Source organism: Vibrio sp. J1-1, from assembly GCF_021728395.1.
Taxonomy (GTDB): Bacteria; Pseudomonadota; Gammaproteobacteria; order Enterobacterales; family Vibrionaceae; genus Vibrio.
Genome location: NZ_JAKKCM010000004.1, coordinates 54076 through 73536, shown reverse-complemented (window position 1 = coordinate 73536; position 19461 = coordinate 54076). Strand labels below are relative to the sequence as shown.

Sequence of the window (19461 nt, the reverse complement as noted above, 5' to 3'; positions counted from 1 at the left end):
GTACTTTGCAAACGTTCCCAATTATAAATGTTTAGGTAAACTGATGACCATAACACCAATTCTTTCTCTTTGTGGAGGTATTGAAAATATCTCTCGCACACTGCTTACAGAAAAAGATCTTATGATAGAAGTCCGGAATATAGATTTGGTTCAGGACTCTGCTCTGATCGAAAAGCGAGAAGAGGTTCAAGGGGAGATTCAGTTAACATTCTCCCGTCCAGCGGGGTTGAGCACTGAAGCATTGCTTGAAGTGGGAGAGGCTATTTGTACACAGCAATCTAAACATTTTTCTGCTTTACAAGAGCCTGTAGAGTGCGAATATCGCCCATCTTGGCATATCTCTCCACCTCAGGGGTTGCTCAACGACCCAAATGGGTTCATTTACCATAATGGTGAATACCATCTTTTCTATCAGTGGTATCCATACAACTGTGAACATAAAGACAAATACTGGGCACATTTAACCAGCCAGGATTTAGTTCAGTGGAAGTGGCAGCCAGTTGCGCTTACACCTTCTCTTTGGTGTGACAGTCACGGTGTATTTTCTGGACACGCGCTGAGTCAGGGTGAAGAGTTGATGCTGTTCTACACGGGCAACACGCGTATAGGGCAAGAACGAGACCGTCAAACGACCCAATGTTTAGCAACTTCCCGTGATGGGGTGAATTTTACCAAATATGGTCCTGTCATTGATTCGTTGCCTCCACATGTCACCCCTCACATTCGAGACCCTAAAGTGGTTCGCCATAATGACAAGTGGTTAATGTTGCTGGGCGCACAAACGGAAGAACTCAAGGGACGACTTGCCATTTACCAGTCAGAGGATCTATATCAGTGGCAATTTAACGGCCTGTATGGTGAAGAGTTAGGCGATTTTGGATACATGTGGGAGTGCCCAGATCTGTTTACTCTGGATGAACAAATGTTTGTGGTGATTGGACCGCAAGGCATACCGTCTTTTTCCGTACACAATACGATTCCACATCACAACGGTATTGTGAAAGCAGATTGGGTTGAGGGCAACGGGCTGAAATTGGATGAGTTTCAACATTTAGACTTCGGCTTTGATTTTTACGCTCCACAAAGTATACAAACGCCAGATGGCAGACGTGTGATGTGTGGCTGGATGGGCTTGCCAGATGAAGTTGACCAGCCAAGCAGCGACAATGGATGGGTGCATCAGCTTACCGCGATGAGAGAGCTGACGTATCGCGATGGTACGCTATACCAGTGGCCTATTGCGGAGATGGAATCTCTGATTGAATCTTCTTCTGAGATCAACCTTGATACAAATGGGCTGAATGTTGGTACTAAGTCCTTTGATTTAACGGTTACGTTAGAGTGGGGCGATGAGCTGAATCTATTTGAGAACTCGACGCAGAAGCTCGTATTACGAGCAGAAGAAAGAAATCGCTGTTTAATCATGGACCGTTCTCAAACGTTGAATCGCGCACAAGATACCATTCGCGAGTTACCGCTCGATAGTGAACGTATTGAATTACGCATTCTTGCCGATAATTCTTCGGTTGAAGTGTTCGTAAACGGCGGCTCTGCGGTTATGACATCACGTGTGTTTACCGATCAAGATGCAACCAGAATATCGCTCAATGGCCGGGCGGCAGATGCTATATTACACCGGTTCAGAGCTGCGAAAGCGCCATTTCAGCAACAATAAAAGCCAATTATAAAAAATCCCCGCACTAGCGGGGATTTGTCTATTTGTCGTTTGTTTTTGAGTCTAGATGTAAGCGATGAGGGCTTCCTGAGTTGGTAACGCTGTCATTGCGCCTTTTTGCGTTGTTGCCAACGCGCCGCAACCATTCGCCCATGTTACCGCGGCGTAAATAACCTCTTTATTGGCCCATTCAGTTTGCTGCGCTAATTTCGCAAGCAAACCACCGACAAAGGCATCACCAGCTCCCGTTGTATCGACAGGTTTTACAGCTTGACCAGCAATCAACTCTTGCTCTCCTTCAAATACGGTAAGCGCGCCTTTTGCTCCCTGAGTGATCAAGACGAGCGTATTATTGAAATTCTTGATCGCGTCTAAGCCTTCTTCTAAAGAGTTGGTATCGGTTAAGAAAAGCAGCTCGTCGTCTGAAAACTTAACCACATCTGCTAGTTCTATTGCCTGACGAACCACAGGTTTAAGTTGCTCTGGGTTTGCCCACACCTCTTCTCGAAGGTTCGGGTCAAAACTAACAAAGCCGCCTGCTTCTTTAACGTCTCTCATTGCTTTTAGTGTACTGCTGCGGCTTGGCTCGTTTGCTAGGGCGATGGAACACACATGCAGCCAGTCTCCCTTTGTGAAAGAAGGAATGTCTGTAGGAAGCAAGAACTGATCGGCACTGGGTTTTACCATAAAGGTAAAGCTACGCTCACCAGAATCATCCAGATCAACAATGACAGTAGACGTCCGTTGAGCCTCATCAAGCAGCATAAAATCAGTATTCACCGATTCCTTAGCCAAGGTTTCTTTCATAAAACGCCCTAACGGATCAAGCCCTACACGCCCAAAAAACGCGGTGTTGCCACCCAAACGAGCAATTGCTACCGCAACATTGGCAGGGGCGCCACCAGGGCATTTCAAATAGGTGTTGTTGGCATCTGGAATCAAATCAACCACGGCATCACCCGTCACCCAAATCGTACTCATAATTCTTACCTTAAACCTGTTAATTTCGCTGACAGTATTTTTAGCTAAAACGATTTAGCTTATCAACGGAAATTACCTTCTCAGAAGAAAAAATGATGCTGATTGTGATCTAGGCCGCGAGACGGCAATGCTGCTTTGCACACCAGATACTAAAAGTGATGGTTTTCAGCATTTTCATCGGTATGATGACCTCCGATGTGGTGAAGCCAAACAGCCAGAGCGAAACTCATCACGGAAGGGTAAGGTGAAAAAGAAAAAACTAAAGTTAGCAGATATCGCTGAGCTCGCTGGAGTCTCTAAATCCACAGTGAGCTTTGTCCTCAATGGTCACGCAAAGAAACATCGTATAAATGAAGAAACGGAAAAACGAGTTCAGGCGGTGGTCAATGAGCACAATTATGCGCCAAGCTTGTATGCTCGTGCTCTAAAGGCTAACCGTACTTATACTTTGGGGCTTGTGATACCTGATTTAGCCAATATGGGTTTTGCTACTACTGCGAAATTATTGGAGAAGTTAGCACGCAGTCATGGTTACCAGCTTTTGATTGCCTCTTCTGAAGATAATCCAGAGCAAGAAAAAGCGGCTGTTAAGAGCCTGTTAGAGAGGCAAGTCGATCTACTAATGGTCGCAACGGCGATGACTGACGACGCATTTTATCTGGAAATCACGCAACAGACCCCGGTAATTCTGTTTGACCGCATATTTGAGTCTACCTCGTTAACCACAATCAAAACGGATGCTTTTAGCGCAACGCAACAGGTCGTAGAAATACTTTGCCAACAAGCTAGAGAGTGCGCGTATTTGGGCGGGCAATTAGAGCTTTCGCCTAGTAAAGATAGGTTCTCCGGTTATCAGGCAGCTTTACTGGCCTCTGGCGTGGAGTCGGATACAAAGTTAGTGAAACATAAGGATTATCAGCCTGAGTCTGGATATGCCATGTTGCAGGAAATTCACCAAGACATTGGGCGTATACCGACACGAATATTTGTCGCTTCTTATTCGATTCTCGAAGGTGTTTTACGTTATATGTCAGAGCATCAGTTATTGAATGCTAATGTGAAAATAGCAACGTTCGATAACTCACCAATTTTAGATTGCTTACCAATACATATTGACTCTATCGAACAAGATTGCGACCTCATTGCTACAACCTTATTTGAGCAAGCGGCGGCGTTAATCGATTCGCCAGATCGTAAAGCAGAGCATCTGATTCTTCCTGCAAAATTACACTATCGTTGAGCTAGTTATTCTATGTACTAAGAGAGCGATAACGTGTAAGTGAGAAGAAGAGGCAGCGTCAAAACACTGAAAAAATTGCCAAATAACACCATCGAAGCCACTTTCATTGGTTCTATATTGAGTCGCTCTGCAAATAAATAGTTCATGACCGCAGGCGGTAACATGGTGAAAAGTACCATCATCTGCAATTGCATGGTTGGTAACGGAATAAACCAATAGATAAGAGCAAAAGCAACCGCTCCTGTAGTCAGAGATTGTACGGTGCATATTACGCCTACTCGCAGACCATCCAATCGTAAGTTGCACATTTGTGCCCCAAGAGAAAGCAACATGACTGGTACTGCGGCCTGACCTAATAAGGCCGTCGCCTCATAGAGCGGTGCCCAAGCGCCAATTCCTGATAAGTTCAGACCCAATGCGAGTGAAGCCGATAAAAATATTGGCATCTTTGTGATCTGTTTTAGCGGGTTGCCACTGCTGAGCAACATCACCCCTAGACTAATATGTAGACAAGCAGATACAACAAACAGCAAAACTGCTGAAGAAAGCGCTACGTCTCCGAACGTATAAGTAAACAGCGGGATAGCCAAGTTTCCACTATTACGAAACATGTGTGGCGGAGCCCAGGCCTTGAAAGTTAATCCAGTCGCTTTACAGATCGGTATCATGACCAATCCGGGGACGATAACCGCAACAATGGCAGCAAAAAGAAGAGGACCTTGTTCAGCATCGAGCGGCATGCTAACAAGAGAAGAAAATACCAGAGCAGGGGTAAAGACATCAATATTGATTCGATTGATTGAGCGGAAGTCTGGCTTAATATGCCGACCGACTAAATAGCCGACGCCGACAAGAGCAAATACAGGAAAAAGAATATTGATGACTTGATTAATCATGACCGTACTTTAACTGATGGTAAGAAATGTGATGATTTCGTTAATCTAGGTTCACACTATCAACCTTTGATTAGCGAGTCATTGTAAAACAGCGAGAATCTTGGAGTTAATCAAGCTTTATAAAAGTAAATTCGGTGGTAAGTGGTCATACTTCTTGTCCGGTTGTTTATGTGCCTAGTTACTTACAAATCAATGAAATACCGACAAGTCTTATGTCAGGTGTTTGTAAAATGGTCTATACCTAACAAATTTATTAAATGGTTATTTATTCTGAAATTAATCATTATACTGGCTGAATCGACTGGTTGGGTTTTGTATTTAAGAACTCTCTAAATAAAAAATGTTAAAATGTTGGTATTTAACAATAATTTATACAGCCATATTCCATTTATTCGCAAAGAAAAAAGTTGGCGAAAATCATAAGCTTGTCATACACTTCCTGATGTAACCCCGATATGTTCTTGAATTGGTAGGGTAAAACTGCTCTGGCGCTACACTAAGTAGCATTGTTTAACATAGCTTTGAGGAAAGTTTTATGGCGCTCACAAAAGCCGAACTGGCGGAAAACCTGTTTGATAAATTGGGATTTAGTAAGCGGGACGCCAAGGAAACGGTGGAAGTGTTCTTTGAAGAAATTCGCAAGGCACTAGAAAGTGGCGAACAGGTAAAACTGTCAGGTTTTGGTAATTTTGATCTTCGTGACAAGAATGAACGACCTGGTCGTAACCCGAAAACTGGTGAAGATATTCCAATTACTGCTCGACGTGTAGTGACTTTCCGCCCGGGTCAGAAATTAAAAGCTCGCGTAGAAAATCTTAAAAAAGAACAGTAAGTTAACCAAATAGATCACGCTTGGTCGTGGTCTTTTGTTGTGTGTGCATTTTAGTGTCGGCATGCAAAAGAAAACCACCGCATAGCGGTGGTTTGTTACTTTTAGAGAAGATGTTTTTATGCAGCTTCTAGGTGTGTCGTTAAATATGGTTGCCAAGCGTGCTGGTATAAGTTCTTGGCTTGGCTGCGCATACTTCGAATCGCTGCCGTTTCAAATTCAGTCATTGGGCGGTTTTCTGCCATTGCCTGACGTTCAAGCTTTTGGATTTTTTCATAAAGGTCATGCTCTGGACCACTTTTCACATCCGCAATCGCTTTCAAATGGATCTGAACTTCTGCAATGAGGTTTGTTTTCGGTAAACGAACCAGTAAGTTTAAATCTCGATAACCCGAAGGTCCCGGCTTTTTAAATCTGTTTTTCACTTTAACGATCGTTGTTTCGCGCTCTAGTGTTTCATAGATTGAGACCAAACTTGCCACGTCTTCCGCAACTATCGTCGCACGCGCAAGGTCGGTGATGCGTTCAACCTGACCATCCAGTTCGTAAGCAACTTTTTCCTCGGCACGTTGTTTGGATTTTACGCCAGCGAAGTAAGGTTGGGCGTCGTTGAGAAGGGCGGTACTTTTACAGATGGTTTCAAGTTCGAACTGAGCTTGGTGTGCTTTGGTGTAAAGAATATCAAAATCAGAGTATGGCTGAGTTGGATTTGAGTCGATATTTTGAATGCCATATAAACCGCTTAGGCTATGTTTGAATAGTTTTGAACAAACCTCGTTTTGGCTTGTAGAACGATTCTGTTCACTACTTGGCGCAACAGGGATTGCGGCTAATGCAGGTGCACGGCTTAGTACCAAAAGCATCAATGCTGCTGTACGTAAAAATAAGCTCATTCACTCTCCTTAACTTGCTTACACTTAGAAAATGAGGACAAAGAAGTCGCTAAGATTTGCAAATCAGGTTGTTATTAATAAATGGGGATCTTTTGAAACATTCCAAGGTTAACTCTCATGTTTACAGTGGAATTATGCGTTAGACCACTATTTGTATTTTCATTATTCTGTTAATTAAACGTCAGCATTATTTCGTATACCGTGAATGCATCGTAGCACTTGAGGATTAACGAAAGATGAACGGCATAGACAAATTCGAAAAAATCATTAGTCTTACTCCACAAAACGAACTTCAGCCGATAAGTAGAAAGTAAAATGAGAGACCCAGAATTTTGGCACAATAAGTGGGCCAGCAACAAAATCGGATTCCATTTGGAAGATGTAAATCCATTACTGCCTCAGTATTGGCACCACACCAACCCTAAACGCGAAGACACCGTGTTGGTTCCGCTTTGTGGTAAGTCTGAAGATCTTGTCTGGTTGGCGACCAAGCATGATGAAGTGAGTGGTGTTGAATTAAGTCAAATTGCGGTGCGAGCTTTCTTTGCAGAGCACTTCTATACCCCAACTGTTACGCCAATAAGTGGTACACATGAGCTGTATCAGTTTGATGAGCTCTCTATTTACTCCGGAGACTTTTTCACGGCACCAGTTTCTCAAGTCGATATTATTTACGACCGAGCGGCATTGGTTGCACTGCCACAAGAGATGCGAGAAGAATATGCAGAGCGTTTGAAACAGCTACTTAAGCCAGGTGGCCGAATTCTGCTTGTGACACTCAATTACCCTCAGGAGGAGATGTCCGGTCCTCCATTTAGCGTACCAGTAAATGAGATTGAACAGCTGTTCTCGGGTTACAAAGTAACTTGCCTCAGTGTGGACGAAGCGGATGAGGAGCACCCAAAAATTGCTAAGCAAGGCCTGAGCCGTTTCTCTGAAGAAGTGTACTTAATTGAAACGATTTGATGCTAAATGCCGTGTTCCGTGCATAGAAAAAGTAAAAAGCGCAGCTAATATAGCTGCGCTTTTTTGTTAATGAAAGATAGCTTAGTAAACGATGTTTACCTTTGATGCACTTGCTACGGCATCTTGAACGGACTCTTCTGTACTGTTTCGACGAGTAAGCACAACACCTAAGCGGCGGCGACCGTCGATTTCTGGTTTACCAAACAGGCGAACTTGAGTCTGTGGTTGTGCTACTGCTTCAGACACATTATCAAAACGAATGTTTGTTGAAGTACCTTGACCGAGAATCACTGCTGATGCAGAAGGACCATATTGAACGATTTGATTGATTGGCATACCAGTAAACGCGCGCACGTGCAGTGCAAACTCAGACATTTCCTGAGAAATAAGCGTTACCATACCCGTATCATGTGGACGAGGAGAAACTTCGTTGAAGATGACTTTATCGCCTTTCACAAATAACTCGACACCAAAAATCCCGTAGCCACCAAGTGCATTCACTACTTTTTCCGCTGCGTACTCCGCTGCTTTTATGGCGTTTTCTGACATCACTTGAGGCTGCCAAGACTCGCGGTAGTCACCATCTTCTTGACGGTGACCGATTGGTGCGCAGAAGTGCACGCCGTCAACCGCACGTACGGTGAGCAAAGTGATCTCGTAATCAAAGTCGATGAAGCCTTCAACAATGACACGACCAGCACCTGTACGGCCACCTTCTTGCGCGTAGTTCCATGCTTTTTCAATATCGGCTTCTGTTTTAATGACGCTCTGGCCTTTACCCGATGAACTCATCACTGGCTTAACCACGCAAGGGATACCAACAAATTCTACGGCTGCTTTGAAATCATTGTAGTTGTCTGCAAATCGGTAAGGGGAGGTGGTGAGTTCAAGCTCTTCTGCAGCTAAACGACGAATACCTTCACGGTTCATTGTCAGCTTAGTCGCCTTTGCTGTTGGAACGACATTCAGACCTTTCTCTTCTAGCTCAACCAGTTTATCGGTCGCGATAGCTTCAATCTCTGGAACAACGTAAGCCGGTTGCTCTTTATTGATGATCTCTTCTAATGCTTGACCATCCAACATATCAAGCACGTAGCTGCGGTGAGCGACTTGCATCGCCGGTGCATCCGCATAACGGTCACACGCGATGACTTCCAGACCTAGTCGTTGGCATTCAATCGCGACTTCTTTGCCAAGCTCGCCTGAGCCTAAAAGTAATACACGAGTAGCGTTTGCGCTGGTTGCAGTACCGAACATATCGTTCCCTTACAAAATAAAGTGATGAGACAGAATTTGCAGGGGATCATACTGAATTTTTATCGCAAAGCAAACGTTTGCGTATGGTTTTTTGCTAATAAAAAAGCTCTACATCATGTAGAGCTTTCATCGACATCATTATGTGAATTACACGTTAACAAAACTAAGTGGAATGTCGGGATTCAACGCTTCTAACGTTGATTGTGTATCAGCAAGATGACTGATCTTACCTTGCGAGTTTTCCACTAACGCCGCAGCTTTAATATTTTCGAACGGTTCACCCGCCAGTAGTACCTGAATCAAAGCAACTTGAAGAGGAGGAAGGCTCGGATTAAACGCCGCATTCTCTGCGTAAGCACCTTGGAAAATGCGGCCATCAGCAAGCTCTAACGCCAATCCACTAAGGTTATTGGTGTAAGGGGCATGACTCATATTCATCGCATCGACGGCTTTTTGAATTAACACATCGTTATCATCACATTCAAACTGATGCCTAACTTCTGCCATTAAGCCCGATTTGATACCCAGATCGGCAGGGCCAAATGATTCAGGTAGATATTCATGTAACGTTTTTTCTTCACGCTCCGGCAATTGGACTTTTAACTCTTTCGCTGTGGACAGTTCGTTCATGAACTGACGACAGTGGCCACAAGGGCTAAAGTTAATCGTGATGTCTTTAAGACCACGTTCGCCCTTCATCCAAGCATGACTGATTGCAGATTGTTCTGCGTGAACAGTTTGACCCAGCTGAACACCAAGGAACTCCATGTTTGCACCGAAGTAGAGACGGCCAGAAAGTCCGCGAACAATTGCGCCAACATAGAACTCAGAAATAGGTGCGTAAGAATAAGCAGCGGCAACAGGAAGTAGAGCAACACGCAGCTCTTTGTCAGATAGAGCGGTAGCTGACAGCAACTGCTCGAACTGCTGTGCTGAAAGAGTAGCATCAAAATCGTCGGCTAGGACGATAGGAGCAAGTTGGTTTGAAAGTGCTTCAGGTGCGCTTGCTAGCGCTTGTTCAATGCGACTTTTCATGTTGAATCCTTGTTATTGCATGGACAGATATTCTATGCAAAGTGGAGAAATGTACTGTGCTTTGGATCGCATAAATTAATGCAATTAAAATTCACGTTACATAGTTAGAGTGAAGTCACACATGTATTCGATTGCACAGGTGTTGAATGTTACTTCGATCTCTTAAATATATTAACTCATACTCATATCGACAAGTAATGGGGATTTGAGTGTCGCTTCTATTACATCCACAAGAGTTTGTCAGGTTGCGAACGGGTTTCAATTTGTGGAAAGAGAGTAAAAGAGAGTAGAAGAACGAATAAGGGGAAGACCTGCCCTAAGATAGACAGGCCGTAAACCGTTTCTTATTGATACAGCCAGACAGCCAAAGCAAAAAAGCTTGGTGCCAGAACCGACGTAATAATGCCGCACAACACTAACGCCAGAGAAGAGAATGCCGCGTCTGCTGGCTGCTTTTCTACGCACGTCGCGGTACCAAGTGCGTGCGATACGGTACCCATTGTTAAACCTCGGGCAATAGGATGCTTAATCCCGATAAGGTTGTAGATTGGGTAAGCCACAATTGCGCCCAGCAAGCCAACAAGAAGAACCAGGATCGCGGCAACCGCCGCTTCGCCACCAAGGTGGCTGGAGATTTCCATCGCAATAGGGGTGGTCACTGATTTACCGACCAAACTCGCGATCAAACTTAGCTCGGTGTGAAATGCAACGGCGATTAGGGTCGTGGTCATCATCGACATCACACTGCCCAGAACACAAGCGAAGGTAATGATTCGCCAGTTTGCCCTGATTTGAGGAAGCTGCTCATATAGCGGGTAAGCGAGAGCCACAACGGCAGGTTGTAGTAGGAAACTAAACACTTCGTTGTCGGCGTAGTAAGTATCGAAAGGTACGTTCAAATAGATCAACAAGGGTATGATGACCGCAATACTGATAAGCAGCGGGTTCACAAGTGGGTGGTTCGCTTTTTTTGCAATTTCACGTGCAACAAGGAAAACGACAATAGTGACAAATATCCACATATTAGTGTTTCTCCTTAAGCAGATAATCCAGTAGCCATGCGAGACTCACTAACACGATCAATGTACCGCCGACCGCACTTGCAAGAATAGGAAGTGCATTGGCAAAGAGCATGTCGAAATGCTGCATCAGGCCAACACTAATTGGCACGAACAACAAAATCATGTAACGAATAAATAGAGTTGCGCCGGTCTTTACCCACTCGACTTTGACAAGGCCAGTTACCATAGCAAGGAATAACAGGATCATGCCGATAACACTGCCTGGAACGGAAGTGTCTGTGAACCTTTGGATAGTAACTCCAATCCCAAGTGCTCCCATGATGAGAAAAACGGAAACGAGCAATTGGGTCAGTTGTAATAATCGATCTTTTATCATTTGGGCAGCATATAAAAACGACAAGTGCACCATAAGGTGCCCTTGATTAAGTAAGAAATTAAGAGGCTAGGCTCTCTACGTAACGATATACGGATTTTAATAGTGCTATTTTCTTTTCGTCACTTTCATGTTCGTGAACTAAGTTTTCTAAATTCAGCATATACTCTTCGATTTGGCTTTCAAACACTTCACGGCAGTGCTGTGCCCAACGTCTTTGTTCTTGTTCATCGAGCGTACCAGTGAAATTTCGAGCACGGTAACGGAACAGCAGTGGTTTAATGCGTTTGTCATCGAATTCAATATCCAGAGCCGCCAGATTATTCGGGTCGGTCTCACGAATAATATCCATCGCTGCGCGATCCGCTGGAGAGAAGAAACCATCGTACAGTTGAGTATCCACATCATCACTTTTTTCAAATGTGCGCTCAACAGAAAACAGGCTGATCAGCTTTTCACGAATCTCTGGATGCTGACGTAACAGAGCCAGATTGTTCAAGCATTGTTGACGATCAATGCCAATGGACTCTGCGTTTTCAGCCGTCAGTGTTTTCGCTGGCGCCAGAATAGGGCACTTGTTGAGATGCACAAGCTTTACTGGCACAGGCAATAAATCACCGAGGTCTTCTCGCTTGGTGTATAACCTTTCATGCAGTTCTTCCGCAGAAAGCTCGAGAATTGGTTGCGGATCTTTCGCTAAATCAATAGTGATAACCGCGTTGCTGTTCGTCGGGTGCCAGGCTACAGGCACAATCCAACTGGTGTACTGACACTCGCGCCCCAACATGCCAGAAACGTGCATCAGAGGCGTCATATTCACGATATCAACCAGCTCATTCAGCTTACGCTTTTGACGCATCGAGAAGAAATACTCAAACAACTTAGGTTGAGCAGCTTTAACTTTCTTCGCCATCTCAATCGTTGCGATAACGTCCGCCATTGCATCGTGCGCATTACTGTGTTCAATACCGTTGGCAACAGACAGATGTTCGAGCTTGAAGCTGGTAAACCCATCTTCATTTTCTGGCCACTCAACCCCTTCTGGTCGAAGGGCATGACAAGCGCGTAGAACATCAAGCAAATCCCAACGCGAATTGCCGTTCTGCCAACTCCACGCGTATGGATCAATAAAGTTGCGGTAACAGGTGTAACGCGTGACTTCATCATCAAAACGAATACTGTTGTAACCCAAGCTCGTGGTGTTTGGCTTGGAAAGCTCGGCATGAATTTTGGCGATGAACTCAGGCTCAGGCAGACCTTCCTGAACGGCTTTCTGAGGAGTAATACCTGTAATTAAAGCAGCTTCAGGAGAAGGAAGATAATCAGCAGGTGGCTGGCAATACATAACTAAAGGCTCGCCGATGATATTGAAATTTTCATCTGTGCGAACACCAGCGAATTGACTCGGTCGATCTTTTGCAGGGTTTGTACCCCAAGTCTCGTAGTCAAAGAAGAAAAAAGTGGGCTGATTATCTTGGTGCATTCTGCTTACCGTTTACGGAACCGATAAGAGTATTAGACCATTCAATGCCTTAACTCGCAACGAAAGATGCAACGTAAATTTGTGAATATGAAAAAGCACATAAGTGTCCATCGGCTTGATATTTACGCAACTATTCTGAGCGTAATTTGGACGGTTACGCGGTAACCTGAACCTGCCTCACTGGCGAACCCACGAATTCCGCTCAGCGAATAAATGCTAGGGTAGGAGCAGCTTTTAAGTTGAGTGTTTATCCAGTAACTATAATTTCTAACTCTAATTTTCGAATTTAGGTGACCTGAATGACTGATGATAAAAAATCAGAAAAGGAAAAGTTATCACAACGGAAGAGCTTTATTATCATCGGAATTGTCCACCTTTGTCTTAGCTTAATAATTGTTTACCCAGATGCAAAAGACGTTGAAGATGCGTTAGGTGGGTTACTGATTCTCTCTGGGATAACGGTATTTTCCGCGTTCATGCATGCGCTAGCTCCTTCTGGTTCCAGCCTGTCAATCATGTCTAGAGGCATTTTCCAGTCTTATACAACTCTGAGCTTAGTTTTAATTTTACCATTTTCTCTTATTGTGCTTTTCAATGGTCCGTTAGGTTCTGGTTTTATTGTTTTCATCACTCTGATGCCAATCGCGCTAATTTCCTTGCTCGTCGGCATTTTCGCAAAGCGTTAATAAAGACAAGTAGCTAAGAGCTTACTGACGAGCTTATGATTTCCGCCGTAGTATTTCTACCACTTGGTCAGAACTCGGCATTATGCCGCACGTTACCGAAAAAATGCTCGGGCATGGGCTGGTATGCGCAATGGCAATTTATAACAAGCATGATTGGCGGTCAGAACAAAAAGAAACATATGAAAAGTTCTCATAAGCGCTGTTTGCTCAAGAACAAAAAGAGCCGGAATATGAAAAAGTAGCTGTGAGTTAGTGTGCTGTTGCTGAACAATTAGTTTTACAGATCACTAACTCACTGATTATGCTTTGAAGCTATCAATGAGTAGCGGCATGATAATGGAAGAAAAGACGGATTTAAGCCGCCTAATTAGCGTTATGCAGCAGAGCAGAAATAATAACAAAGGTAGTAATAGTGAGTTATTTTTATGAAATTGCCTATGCGGCAGAATCAGATCGATTGTGTTTCTTTACAGGAACAGGTTTCTCCAAGGCAGTTACAGGAAATCGAGCACCGAGTTGGCAAGGGTTACTTGAAAGCTTGTGTGAGCTACTTACAACTAAGGATGAAATAAAGGCTTCACTCTTTCCTGAAGGAAAAGAAATGCCTTTAAGTTTAGAAGAAACAGCCCAAGTTATTGCGATTGAACTACAGAAGGTGGGTAAGGACATACACAAAGAAACGGCAGCTTTAATAAGTAAAGTAGCTCCATCAGCTGATGGCAACGAGAGTATTATTGAGTTTTTTACTGAGCGGTCATTTCGTATAGTAACGACTAACTATGACAAGTTAGCTGAATCATTGTGTGGCGGTGATGTTCAATCCTTTGCACCCGGTCTTCCTATTCCTAGATCGAAATCCAAAGTGAAAGTTTATCATGTGCACGGCTCCGTAGATGCACCTGAAGATATGGTAATTACCTCAGAAGACTACTTCAGGTTTTTCCATGCAGAGTCTTACTTTTCACGCAAGTTGAGTACAGTCCTTCATGAAAATACAGTTGTTATTTTAGGTTACTCACTAGGAGATACGAACTTAAAATCAATCATGAATGACTATAAAAAATTCACGAGTGATCACGCTATTGGCTCCAGTGTTATATTTGTATCTCGATCGCCAGTTTCCCAGTACTTGAAAGATTACTATTCCTACTGTTTCGGCATTCGTGTTATAGACAGCATGGAAACTAAAACATTTTTTGAACTACTAAATGATGAATTGCCAAAAGTTAAAGGTAAACATGAAGCAAGTCTTGATAACTTAAAAAATGTACTGTTTCGTAGCCACTCCTTTACTAAAGAATACATTAAAATCGAAAACTCATTCTTTGAGATAATTGCTTCTATAAATGCATCGGGCTTATCGTTGGTAAATGAAAAGGTAATATCGTTGCTTGCTAATGTCATTAAGGTAAAAAGAGAGCTGACGGGTGAATCAGGAGCATGGGAGCAATACGAGCAACTTGCTAAGTGGTTAGTACATCTAGGCAGCATTCTGGATATCGGTGCAACGCCTTTGAAAGATATTTACTTAGAAACAGTATTGCGATCAATGCATACCATGCGAGAAGAACTTTATGTAGGGTACTCATGGCACGCCTACAAAGTTTGGCAACGTAGTTGGGCATCAATGACATCTCATAATCGAGCATTAGTTCGGGCGTATATTCTTGCAAATTCAAGTTGGCCAGATGCGCACAAAGTCGTAAAAGCTGCATAACAAAGCATTTAAGAGTGATTCGCAACGCTTGGCGGTTTCGCTTCGCTCAAGTATAGCCAAGCGCCGCTCACACCTTAATGCGGCGTTATGAATCAGGAGAGTAATATGGATGATATAACCACAGCAATGCAGGGTGTGAAAGTAGGTATTTCTTTGCTTTCTGATACGATTGGTTTGGTCAATAAAACTAAAGATGTGTTACCAGAATCACGAGATAAAGAAGTAATAGAGAAATCTTTGGAGGAGGCAGCTAAGGCCACTAAACTGGCTGAAGCTCAAATCGCTCAAGCATTGGGTTATAAACTATGCCAATGCACTTTCCCACCTCAGATAATGTTATCTGTTGGCTATATAAAATATGAAGAAGTTTTTAAGTGTAAGCTTTGTGGTAAATCATCACAGCGTCCGGAGCGCGAAATATCATATATAAATATGTGAGTTGTAAGTGGTTGATTCATAACAAGGCGTAAATGTTTATGTTGGTGGTGTTACTCACTACTTAACGCTGCGTTATGGTGCAATTTGAGTATGGAGGACGAATGTCTGCTAATTCAGGAATAAATTACGTAATTCAAGAACCTTTAGAATTACTTGATAAGCTGCTGTTCGAAGCTGAAAAGATTGTTTCTATCCCAAATAAAAACGATTTTTTTAATTTTGTGGTTACAGCAGCAGTATTAACTGAGTGGATTTGCGAGCACTATGATGAGCAAATGGATGCCAACTTTAAAAACACAATGAAAGGTAAGTCTGATACAGGTTTGCCTCTTGTGTCAGAGGATTGGATTGAAGATAAAACCTGCCTTCCTAACCAACACCAAGGCGCTGTTCGACATATTTTGAATAGTATCCGTATATGTTGGCATACAACGAATGCAACAAAACACTATAAATGGAAAGAGTCCTCTGGTATTAAGTCTATCGGTACGGAAGCAAAGATTCTTAATCACTATGATTATTGTTTTACATCGGTAGAAAATGGAATATTCATTCGATACCATGATGAAAATTACACAATTGAACAAGTTAAAGACATCTTGATTCAGTTTTATCCAAATCTAATTAGTTACCTAGAGTCAATCAGAAATGCACCATCACAAAGTGTTTAAGGTAGATTTGTAACGCTTGGCATTTTAAGTTTAAGGTTGGGTTTCGTGTTACTGTGCAATGGATTAGGTTTGGTGGCAGCATTTCTCACAACTTAATGTGGCGTTATATTTTTTGAAGTTCATACCATGTAAGGGTTAAAAGTGAACATAGACAAAGCAAAGAAGCGGATAGCAAAGCAGGTTGGCAAAGGTTTTAAAGGTTACCCACTAGTTTCTATCGAGTATTTTGGTGAAAAGCCAGAATTAGCAACAGAAGTTGTCATTAAGTTCGTGCTTGAAGAGGGAGCAGAGCCGCAATGTCAAAAATTCTCGTCCAAGCAGGACGTGCGTGAAGACGAGAGTATTCAGACGGTGATATTAAAAGTGATAGAGCGAGCCAATGCGAGTAGTGTTACCGAAGTAGAGGGCGTTTCTCGGATTTAAAGGCTTTTGAGCATCGGTCAATTTGGTTTAGTCGTTCTATAAATATACCAAAGCGTTTACGGCCGATTCCCAACGCTTGGCAATTCTGGTACGCGTTTATGGCACAGTGGGTTAAGTCTGGGTTGCTGCGCGTATCCAACGCAGCGGTGATGGATTCAAGCACGAGTAATTCATTGCATAAAGTTTCTTAAGTTCTGTCATGGTCGGCCGTTAGTTAATCATGGCGAATGCCTAAATAGCAGTTATTTTCTTGCGGTGGGTTTCAACTTCTCTGCAAGCGAGTTCGTTAACCGTATCGTCACTCAAGCGTTAGTTTTTTGTTGTGACTCGTAGGTTTTATCAATCTAATTAGTCTTATGGATTGCTAACTCACTGATTCTAAGTTCAGTTTTAGAATGAAAGGCGGCATGATAGTGAAGGGAAAGGGATTTAAACCGATTAACAATCGGCCTGTACTGGAGTATGAAAACAGGGAAGGTGATGAAGAGAATAAACGTGGTTGGAACGAGTGGCAGTGGGAAAAGTACATTCGGTCGTATGCTGGCGGATAAGCTGAATTATCCTTATCTGGAAATGGACGCTATGTTCTGGAAACCTAACTGGCAAGAGTCATCCGATGACGAATTTTTTGCTACTCTTGAAGCACAGTTGAGGGAAGAGCATTGGGTCCTTGATGGCAACTACAATCGTACTGCGCCAATAAAATGGGCAAAGGTTGATACGGTTATTTGGATCGATTATTCGTTTTCTAGAACGATTTATCAGGCGGTAAAAAGGGCTTTCATCCGTTCTCTAACCAAGCAAGAACTTTGGCACAAAACAGGGAATGTTGAATCGTTCAAAAAGTCGTTTTTTAGCAAAGACTCAGTCATTCTTTGGACATTGAAAACGTACAAAAGGAATCGGATTCGTTATCAGGAAATGTTCTCAAGCCCAAACCATAGCCATATTCAATTTGTTCGTCTCTCAAGCCCACGAGAAGCAAAGGCATATATCAATGATTTTCGCACATTACCAAGTGTTTAAGCGGAGTATGCAATTAATAATGGAGTCACTGTGTTTCAAGTCATCTATCGTTTAGTCGCAAGTCGTGACTCGTTTCTGACTATTTTGCTGCCATCAATTTTGTATTTATTAGTTTATCAATATCTTGGTTTAATCTCGGCAGTGGTCGTCACCTCAATATATAGCTTCCTCACCATTCTGTTTCGCAAAGAGTTGGGAGTGATTGCATTAGCCTTTGCTTTGTCAGGCATGGTTGAATTGACCATCGCTTCTTTCGTTCCTAGGGCGCTTCTAGTGGAAGCCGTGGTGCTAAAGTTAGCAATGGGGTCGCTTAGCACGGCGAGTGTCTTTTTGGTTTTTTCGTTGCTTAAAAAGCCTATTCCTATGCTGGTCGCAGAAATAACGACTCCAGCCTTAAAGGAAAGTAGGGAATCAATGGGTATTCCAAGTTTGATGACGTGGCAAAAAGTCAACGGGGTTTGGGTATTGAGCTATCTCTGTAAGAGTGTTTTTCTGCTAAGTATCACTTCAGTTTCTGAGTCAGAATTGGTGGGCTACACACTGGTGTTGGGTTGGCCCTTGCACGTAGGTTTAATCATGGTGTCGGTTTGGTTTATCAACAACAACTATAAACAAGCATGCATCAGACACGCTGCGAATAAGTAGTTAAGAGTGATTCCCAACACTTGGCAAGTTTGGTCTAATTGAGTTTAAGTTTATACCGCACAACAGGTTTGATCTGAGATCATCCGTATATTCCGCGTTCTTATTAATTTATGTAGCAATATCGATTATTGTCGGTACAACACACTGGTTCAAAATGATGGGCATGTAAACATCGAGGGAAAGATGATATCGATTGAAAAATACAGTGATAAATGGAAGTCAGAAGTAGGGTTCCTGAGTGTAAAGCAGGAACAGGCTGAATTCACGGTGAGCAATGTAGACGAAGTGATTCGGGCTTTGCAGCAGCACGAACATCCTCATTTGATCGTTGAAAATAACAAAGCGGTTGGCTTCTTTATTCTGGATTTATCTTATTCAGAAACGTATAACTTCAGCAGTGGTAAAGCGTTGGGGATACGCTCTCTTTTGGTTGACCATCGCTCTCAAGGAAAGGGTATTGCGACCCAAGCAATAAAGCTATTGCCTGACTACGTTCGCTCACATTATCCAGATTTTTCCGTTCTTCAGCTAACCGTCAATTGTCGCAACAAAGCTGCTTATTATTGTTATTCCAAATGTGGCTTTGAAGATACCGAAAAATTGTATTTAAGCGGTCCAGCGGGTCCCCAACATATAATGCAAAGAAATATCGCCTAGCAGTCGACTCAATAAGGGCTATAAACTTAAACGGGTTGGATTCACATTGGCTGAGTTATCCCGAGACAATGTAGCTATGTATTGCGTGGCTCCTGAATAACTCGTCTATTGGCACAACGATATGAAGTGAGTCGAGTTTCTTTGGTTACTCCGTCAGTATTTAGTGCTCTTAGTTTAGTATGCACCATGTTTTTTATGATTGATTTGGTGAACTGAATGACTGGCGGACTTACAGAGATGGCAATATCGGCCTACTTGGGTTGGCTTTTAGTATTAATAGTCGTCTATCCGTTCTTGCTTGTTGGTGTCAGTGTGTATTTTTACGATAGACAGCGAAAGAAGGCACAGCTCTGGCTAAGCGGGATAAGTTTTATTTTGGCCGTGTTTCTGTTTTACATGCATATGCAGACGGAAATCATTTACGGTGAAGAGTTATTGGAAGCTTGGTATAGAACACATCCACAAGACCGTCCTCAATGAACACAGTACATATCAAGCATTAAGGCTATGAGGTTGGTTTCTATCTAATATAGATAATGTAAATTAGT

Annotated in this window: 21 protein-coding genes; 13 read left to right on the top strand and 8 right to left on the bottom strand. The window is 42.9% G+C overall.

Annotated elements, in window-relative coordinates; genetic code table 11:
• Positions 1-43 precede the first annotated feature (43 nt).
• The gene (locus L3V31_RS07560) at positions 44-1675 is read left to right on the top strand and encodes a glycoside hydrolase family 32 protein (RefSeq protein WP_237315481.1); all 1632 of its coding nucleotides are present in this window, start codon (positions 44-46) and stop codon (positions 1673-1675) included.
• 63 nt (positions 1676-1738) lie between these two features.
• On the opposite strand, the gene L3V31_RS07555 is transcribed toward L3V31_RS07560, so the two are convergent.
• Complete coding sequence (locus tag L3V31_RS07555) at positions 1739-2656, bottom strand: aminoimidazole riboside kinase (protein WP_237315480.1); 918 nt, start codon at positions 2654-2656, stop codon at positions 1739-1741.
• Between the two features lie 244 nt (positions 2657-2900).
• Between L3V31_RS07555 and L3V31_RS07550 the strand changes: the two genes are divergently transcribed.
• The gene (locus tag L3V31_RS07550; protein ID WP_237315479.1) at positions 2901-3896 is read left to right on the top strand and encodes a LacI family DNA-binding transcriptional regulator; all 996 of its coding nucleotides are present in this window, start codon (positions 2901-2903) and stop codon (positions 3894-3896) included.
• A gap of 17 nt (positions 3897-3913) precedes the next feature.
• Here L3V31_RS07550 and L3V31_RS07545 read toward each other — a convergent pair whose 3' ends face one another.
• Entirely contained in the window at positions 3914-4792 is an 879-nt protein-coding gene (locus L3V31_RS07545; protein ID WP_237315478.1) for an AEC family transporter, read from the bottom strand.
• Between the two features lie 535 nt (positions 4793-5327).
• Here L3V31_RS07545 and ihfA point away from each other — a divergent pair.
• Entirely contained in the window at positions 5328-5624 is a 297-nt protein-coding gene (gene ihfA / locus L3V31_RS07540; RefSeq protein WP_005462650.1) for an integration host factor subunit alpha, read from the top strand.
• Positions 5625-5740: 116 nt separating this feature from the next.
• On the opposite strand, the gene L3V31_RS07535 is transcribed toward ihfA, so the two are convergent.
• A complete protein-coding gene (locus tag L3V31_RS07535) occupies positions 5741-6514 on the bottom strand; it encodes a RelA/SpoT domain-containing protein (protein ID WP_237315477.1) in 774 nt (257 codons plus the stop codon).
• Positions 6515-6829: 315 nt separating this feature from the next.
• Between L3V31_RS07535 and L3V31_RS07530 the strand changes: the two genes are divergently transcribed.
• Entirely contained in the window at positions 6830-7480 is a 651-nt protein-coding gene (locus L3V31_RS07530) for a thiopurine S-methyltransferase (protein WP_237315476.1), read from the top strand.
• An 81-nt stretch (positions 7481-7561) separates the two neighbouring features.
• On the opposite strand, the gene purT is transcribed toward L3V31_RS07530, so the two are convergent.
• The 5 genes from purT to sbcB form a co-directional block, all read right to left on the bottom strand.
• Complete coding sequence (gene purT, locus L3V31_RS07525; protein WP_237315475.1) at positions 7562-8737, bottom strand: formate-dependent phosphoribosylglycinamide formyltransferase; 1176 nt, start codon at positions 8735-8737, stop codon at positions 7562-7564.
• Positions 8738-8884: 147 nt separating this feature from the next.
• Positions 8885-9772: a cytidine deaminase gene (cdd, locus tag L3V31_RS07520; RefSeq protein WP_237315474.1), complete on the bottom strand. Its 888-nt coding sequence runs from the start codon at positions 9770-9772 to the stop codon at positions 8885-8887.
• A gap of 344 nt (positions 9773-10116) precedes the next feature.
• Positions 10117-10794 carry a CidB/LrgB family autolysis modulator gene (locus L3V31_RS07515; RefSeq protein ID WP_237315473.1) on the bottom strand — a complete coding sequence of 226 codons (678 nt, stop codon included), beginning with the start codon at positions 10792-10794 and terminating at the stop codon, positions 10117-10119.
• A 1-nt stretch (position 10795) separates the two neighbouring features.
• Positions 10796-11170 (bottom strand): CidA/LrgA family protein, encoded by a 375-nt coding sequence (locus tag L3V31_RS07510; protein WP_237315472.1) that lies wholly within the window; start codon positions 11168-11170, stop codon positions 10796-10798.
• Positions 11171-11228: 58 nt separating this feature from the next.
• Positions 11229-12650, bottom strand: a complete 1422-nt coding sequence (gene sbcB, locus L3V31_RS07505) for an exodeoxyribonuclease I (RefSeq protein WP_237315471.1) — start codon at positions 12648-12650, stop codon at positions 11229-11231.
• A gap of 299 nt (positions 12651-12949) precedes the next feature.
• Here sbcB and L3V31_RS07500 point away from each other — a divergent pair, with 299 nt between their 5' ends.
• The 9 genes from L3V31_RS07500 (at position 12950) to L3V31_RS07460 (ending at position 19393) form a co-directional block, all read left to right on the top strand.
• Entirely contained in the window at positions 12950-13336 is a 387-nt protein-coding gene (locus L3V31_RS07500; RefSeq protein WP_237315470.1) for a hypothetical protein, read from the top strand.
• Positions 13337-13748: 412 nt separating this feature from the next.
• Positions 13749-15053: an SIR2 family protein gene (locus L3V31_RS07495; RefSeq protein WP_237315469.1), complete on the top strand. Its 1305-nt coding sequence runs from the start codon at positions 13749-13751 to the stop codon at positions 15051-15053.
• A 105-nt stretch (positions 15054-15158) separates the two neighbouring features.
• Positions 15159-15491, top strand: coding sequence for a hypothetical protein (locus L3V31_RS07490; RefSeq protein ID WP_237315468.1), 333 nt, complete (start codon positions 15159-15161; stop codon positions 15489-15491).
• Between the two features lie 101 nt (positions 15492-15592).
• On the top strand, positions 15593-16162 hold the full coding sequence (locus tag L3V31_RS07485; protein WP_237315467.1) for a hypothetical protein: 570 nt from the start codon (positions 15593-15595) through the stop codon (positions 16160-16162).
• 141 nt (positions 16163-16303) lie between these two features.
• Positions 16304-16585 (top strand): hypothetical protein, encoded by a 282-nt coding sequence (locus L3V31_RS07480; RefSeq protein ID WP_237315466.1) that lies wholly within the window; start codon positions 16304-16306, stop codon positions 16583-16585.
• Between the two features lie 480 nt (positions 16586-17065).
• Entirely contained in the window at positions 17066-17611 is a 546-nt protein-coding gene (locus L3V31_RS07475) for a shikimate kinase (protein ID WP_237315465.1), read from the top strand.
• A 30-nt stretch (positions 17612-17641) separates the two neighbouring features.
• Positions 17642-18256 (top strand): hypothetical protein, encoded by a 615-nt coding sequence (locus L3V31_RS07470; protein WP_237315464.1) that lies wholly within the window; start codon positions 17642-17644, stop codon positions 18254-18256.
• Positions 18257-18439: 183 nt separating this feature from the next.
• Complete coding sequence (locus L3V31_RS07465; RefSeq protein WP_237315463.1) at positions 18440-18913, top strand: GNAT family N-acetyltransferase; 474 nt, start codon at positions 18440-18442, stop codon at positions 18911-18913.
• Between the two features lie 216 nt (positions 18914-19129).
• Complete coding sequence (locus L3V31_RS07460; protein ID WP_237315462.1) at positions 19130-19393, top strand: hypothetical protein; 264 nt, start codon at positions 19130-19132, stop codon at positions 19391-19393.
• Positions 19394-19461 lie beyond the last annotated feature (68 nt).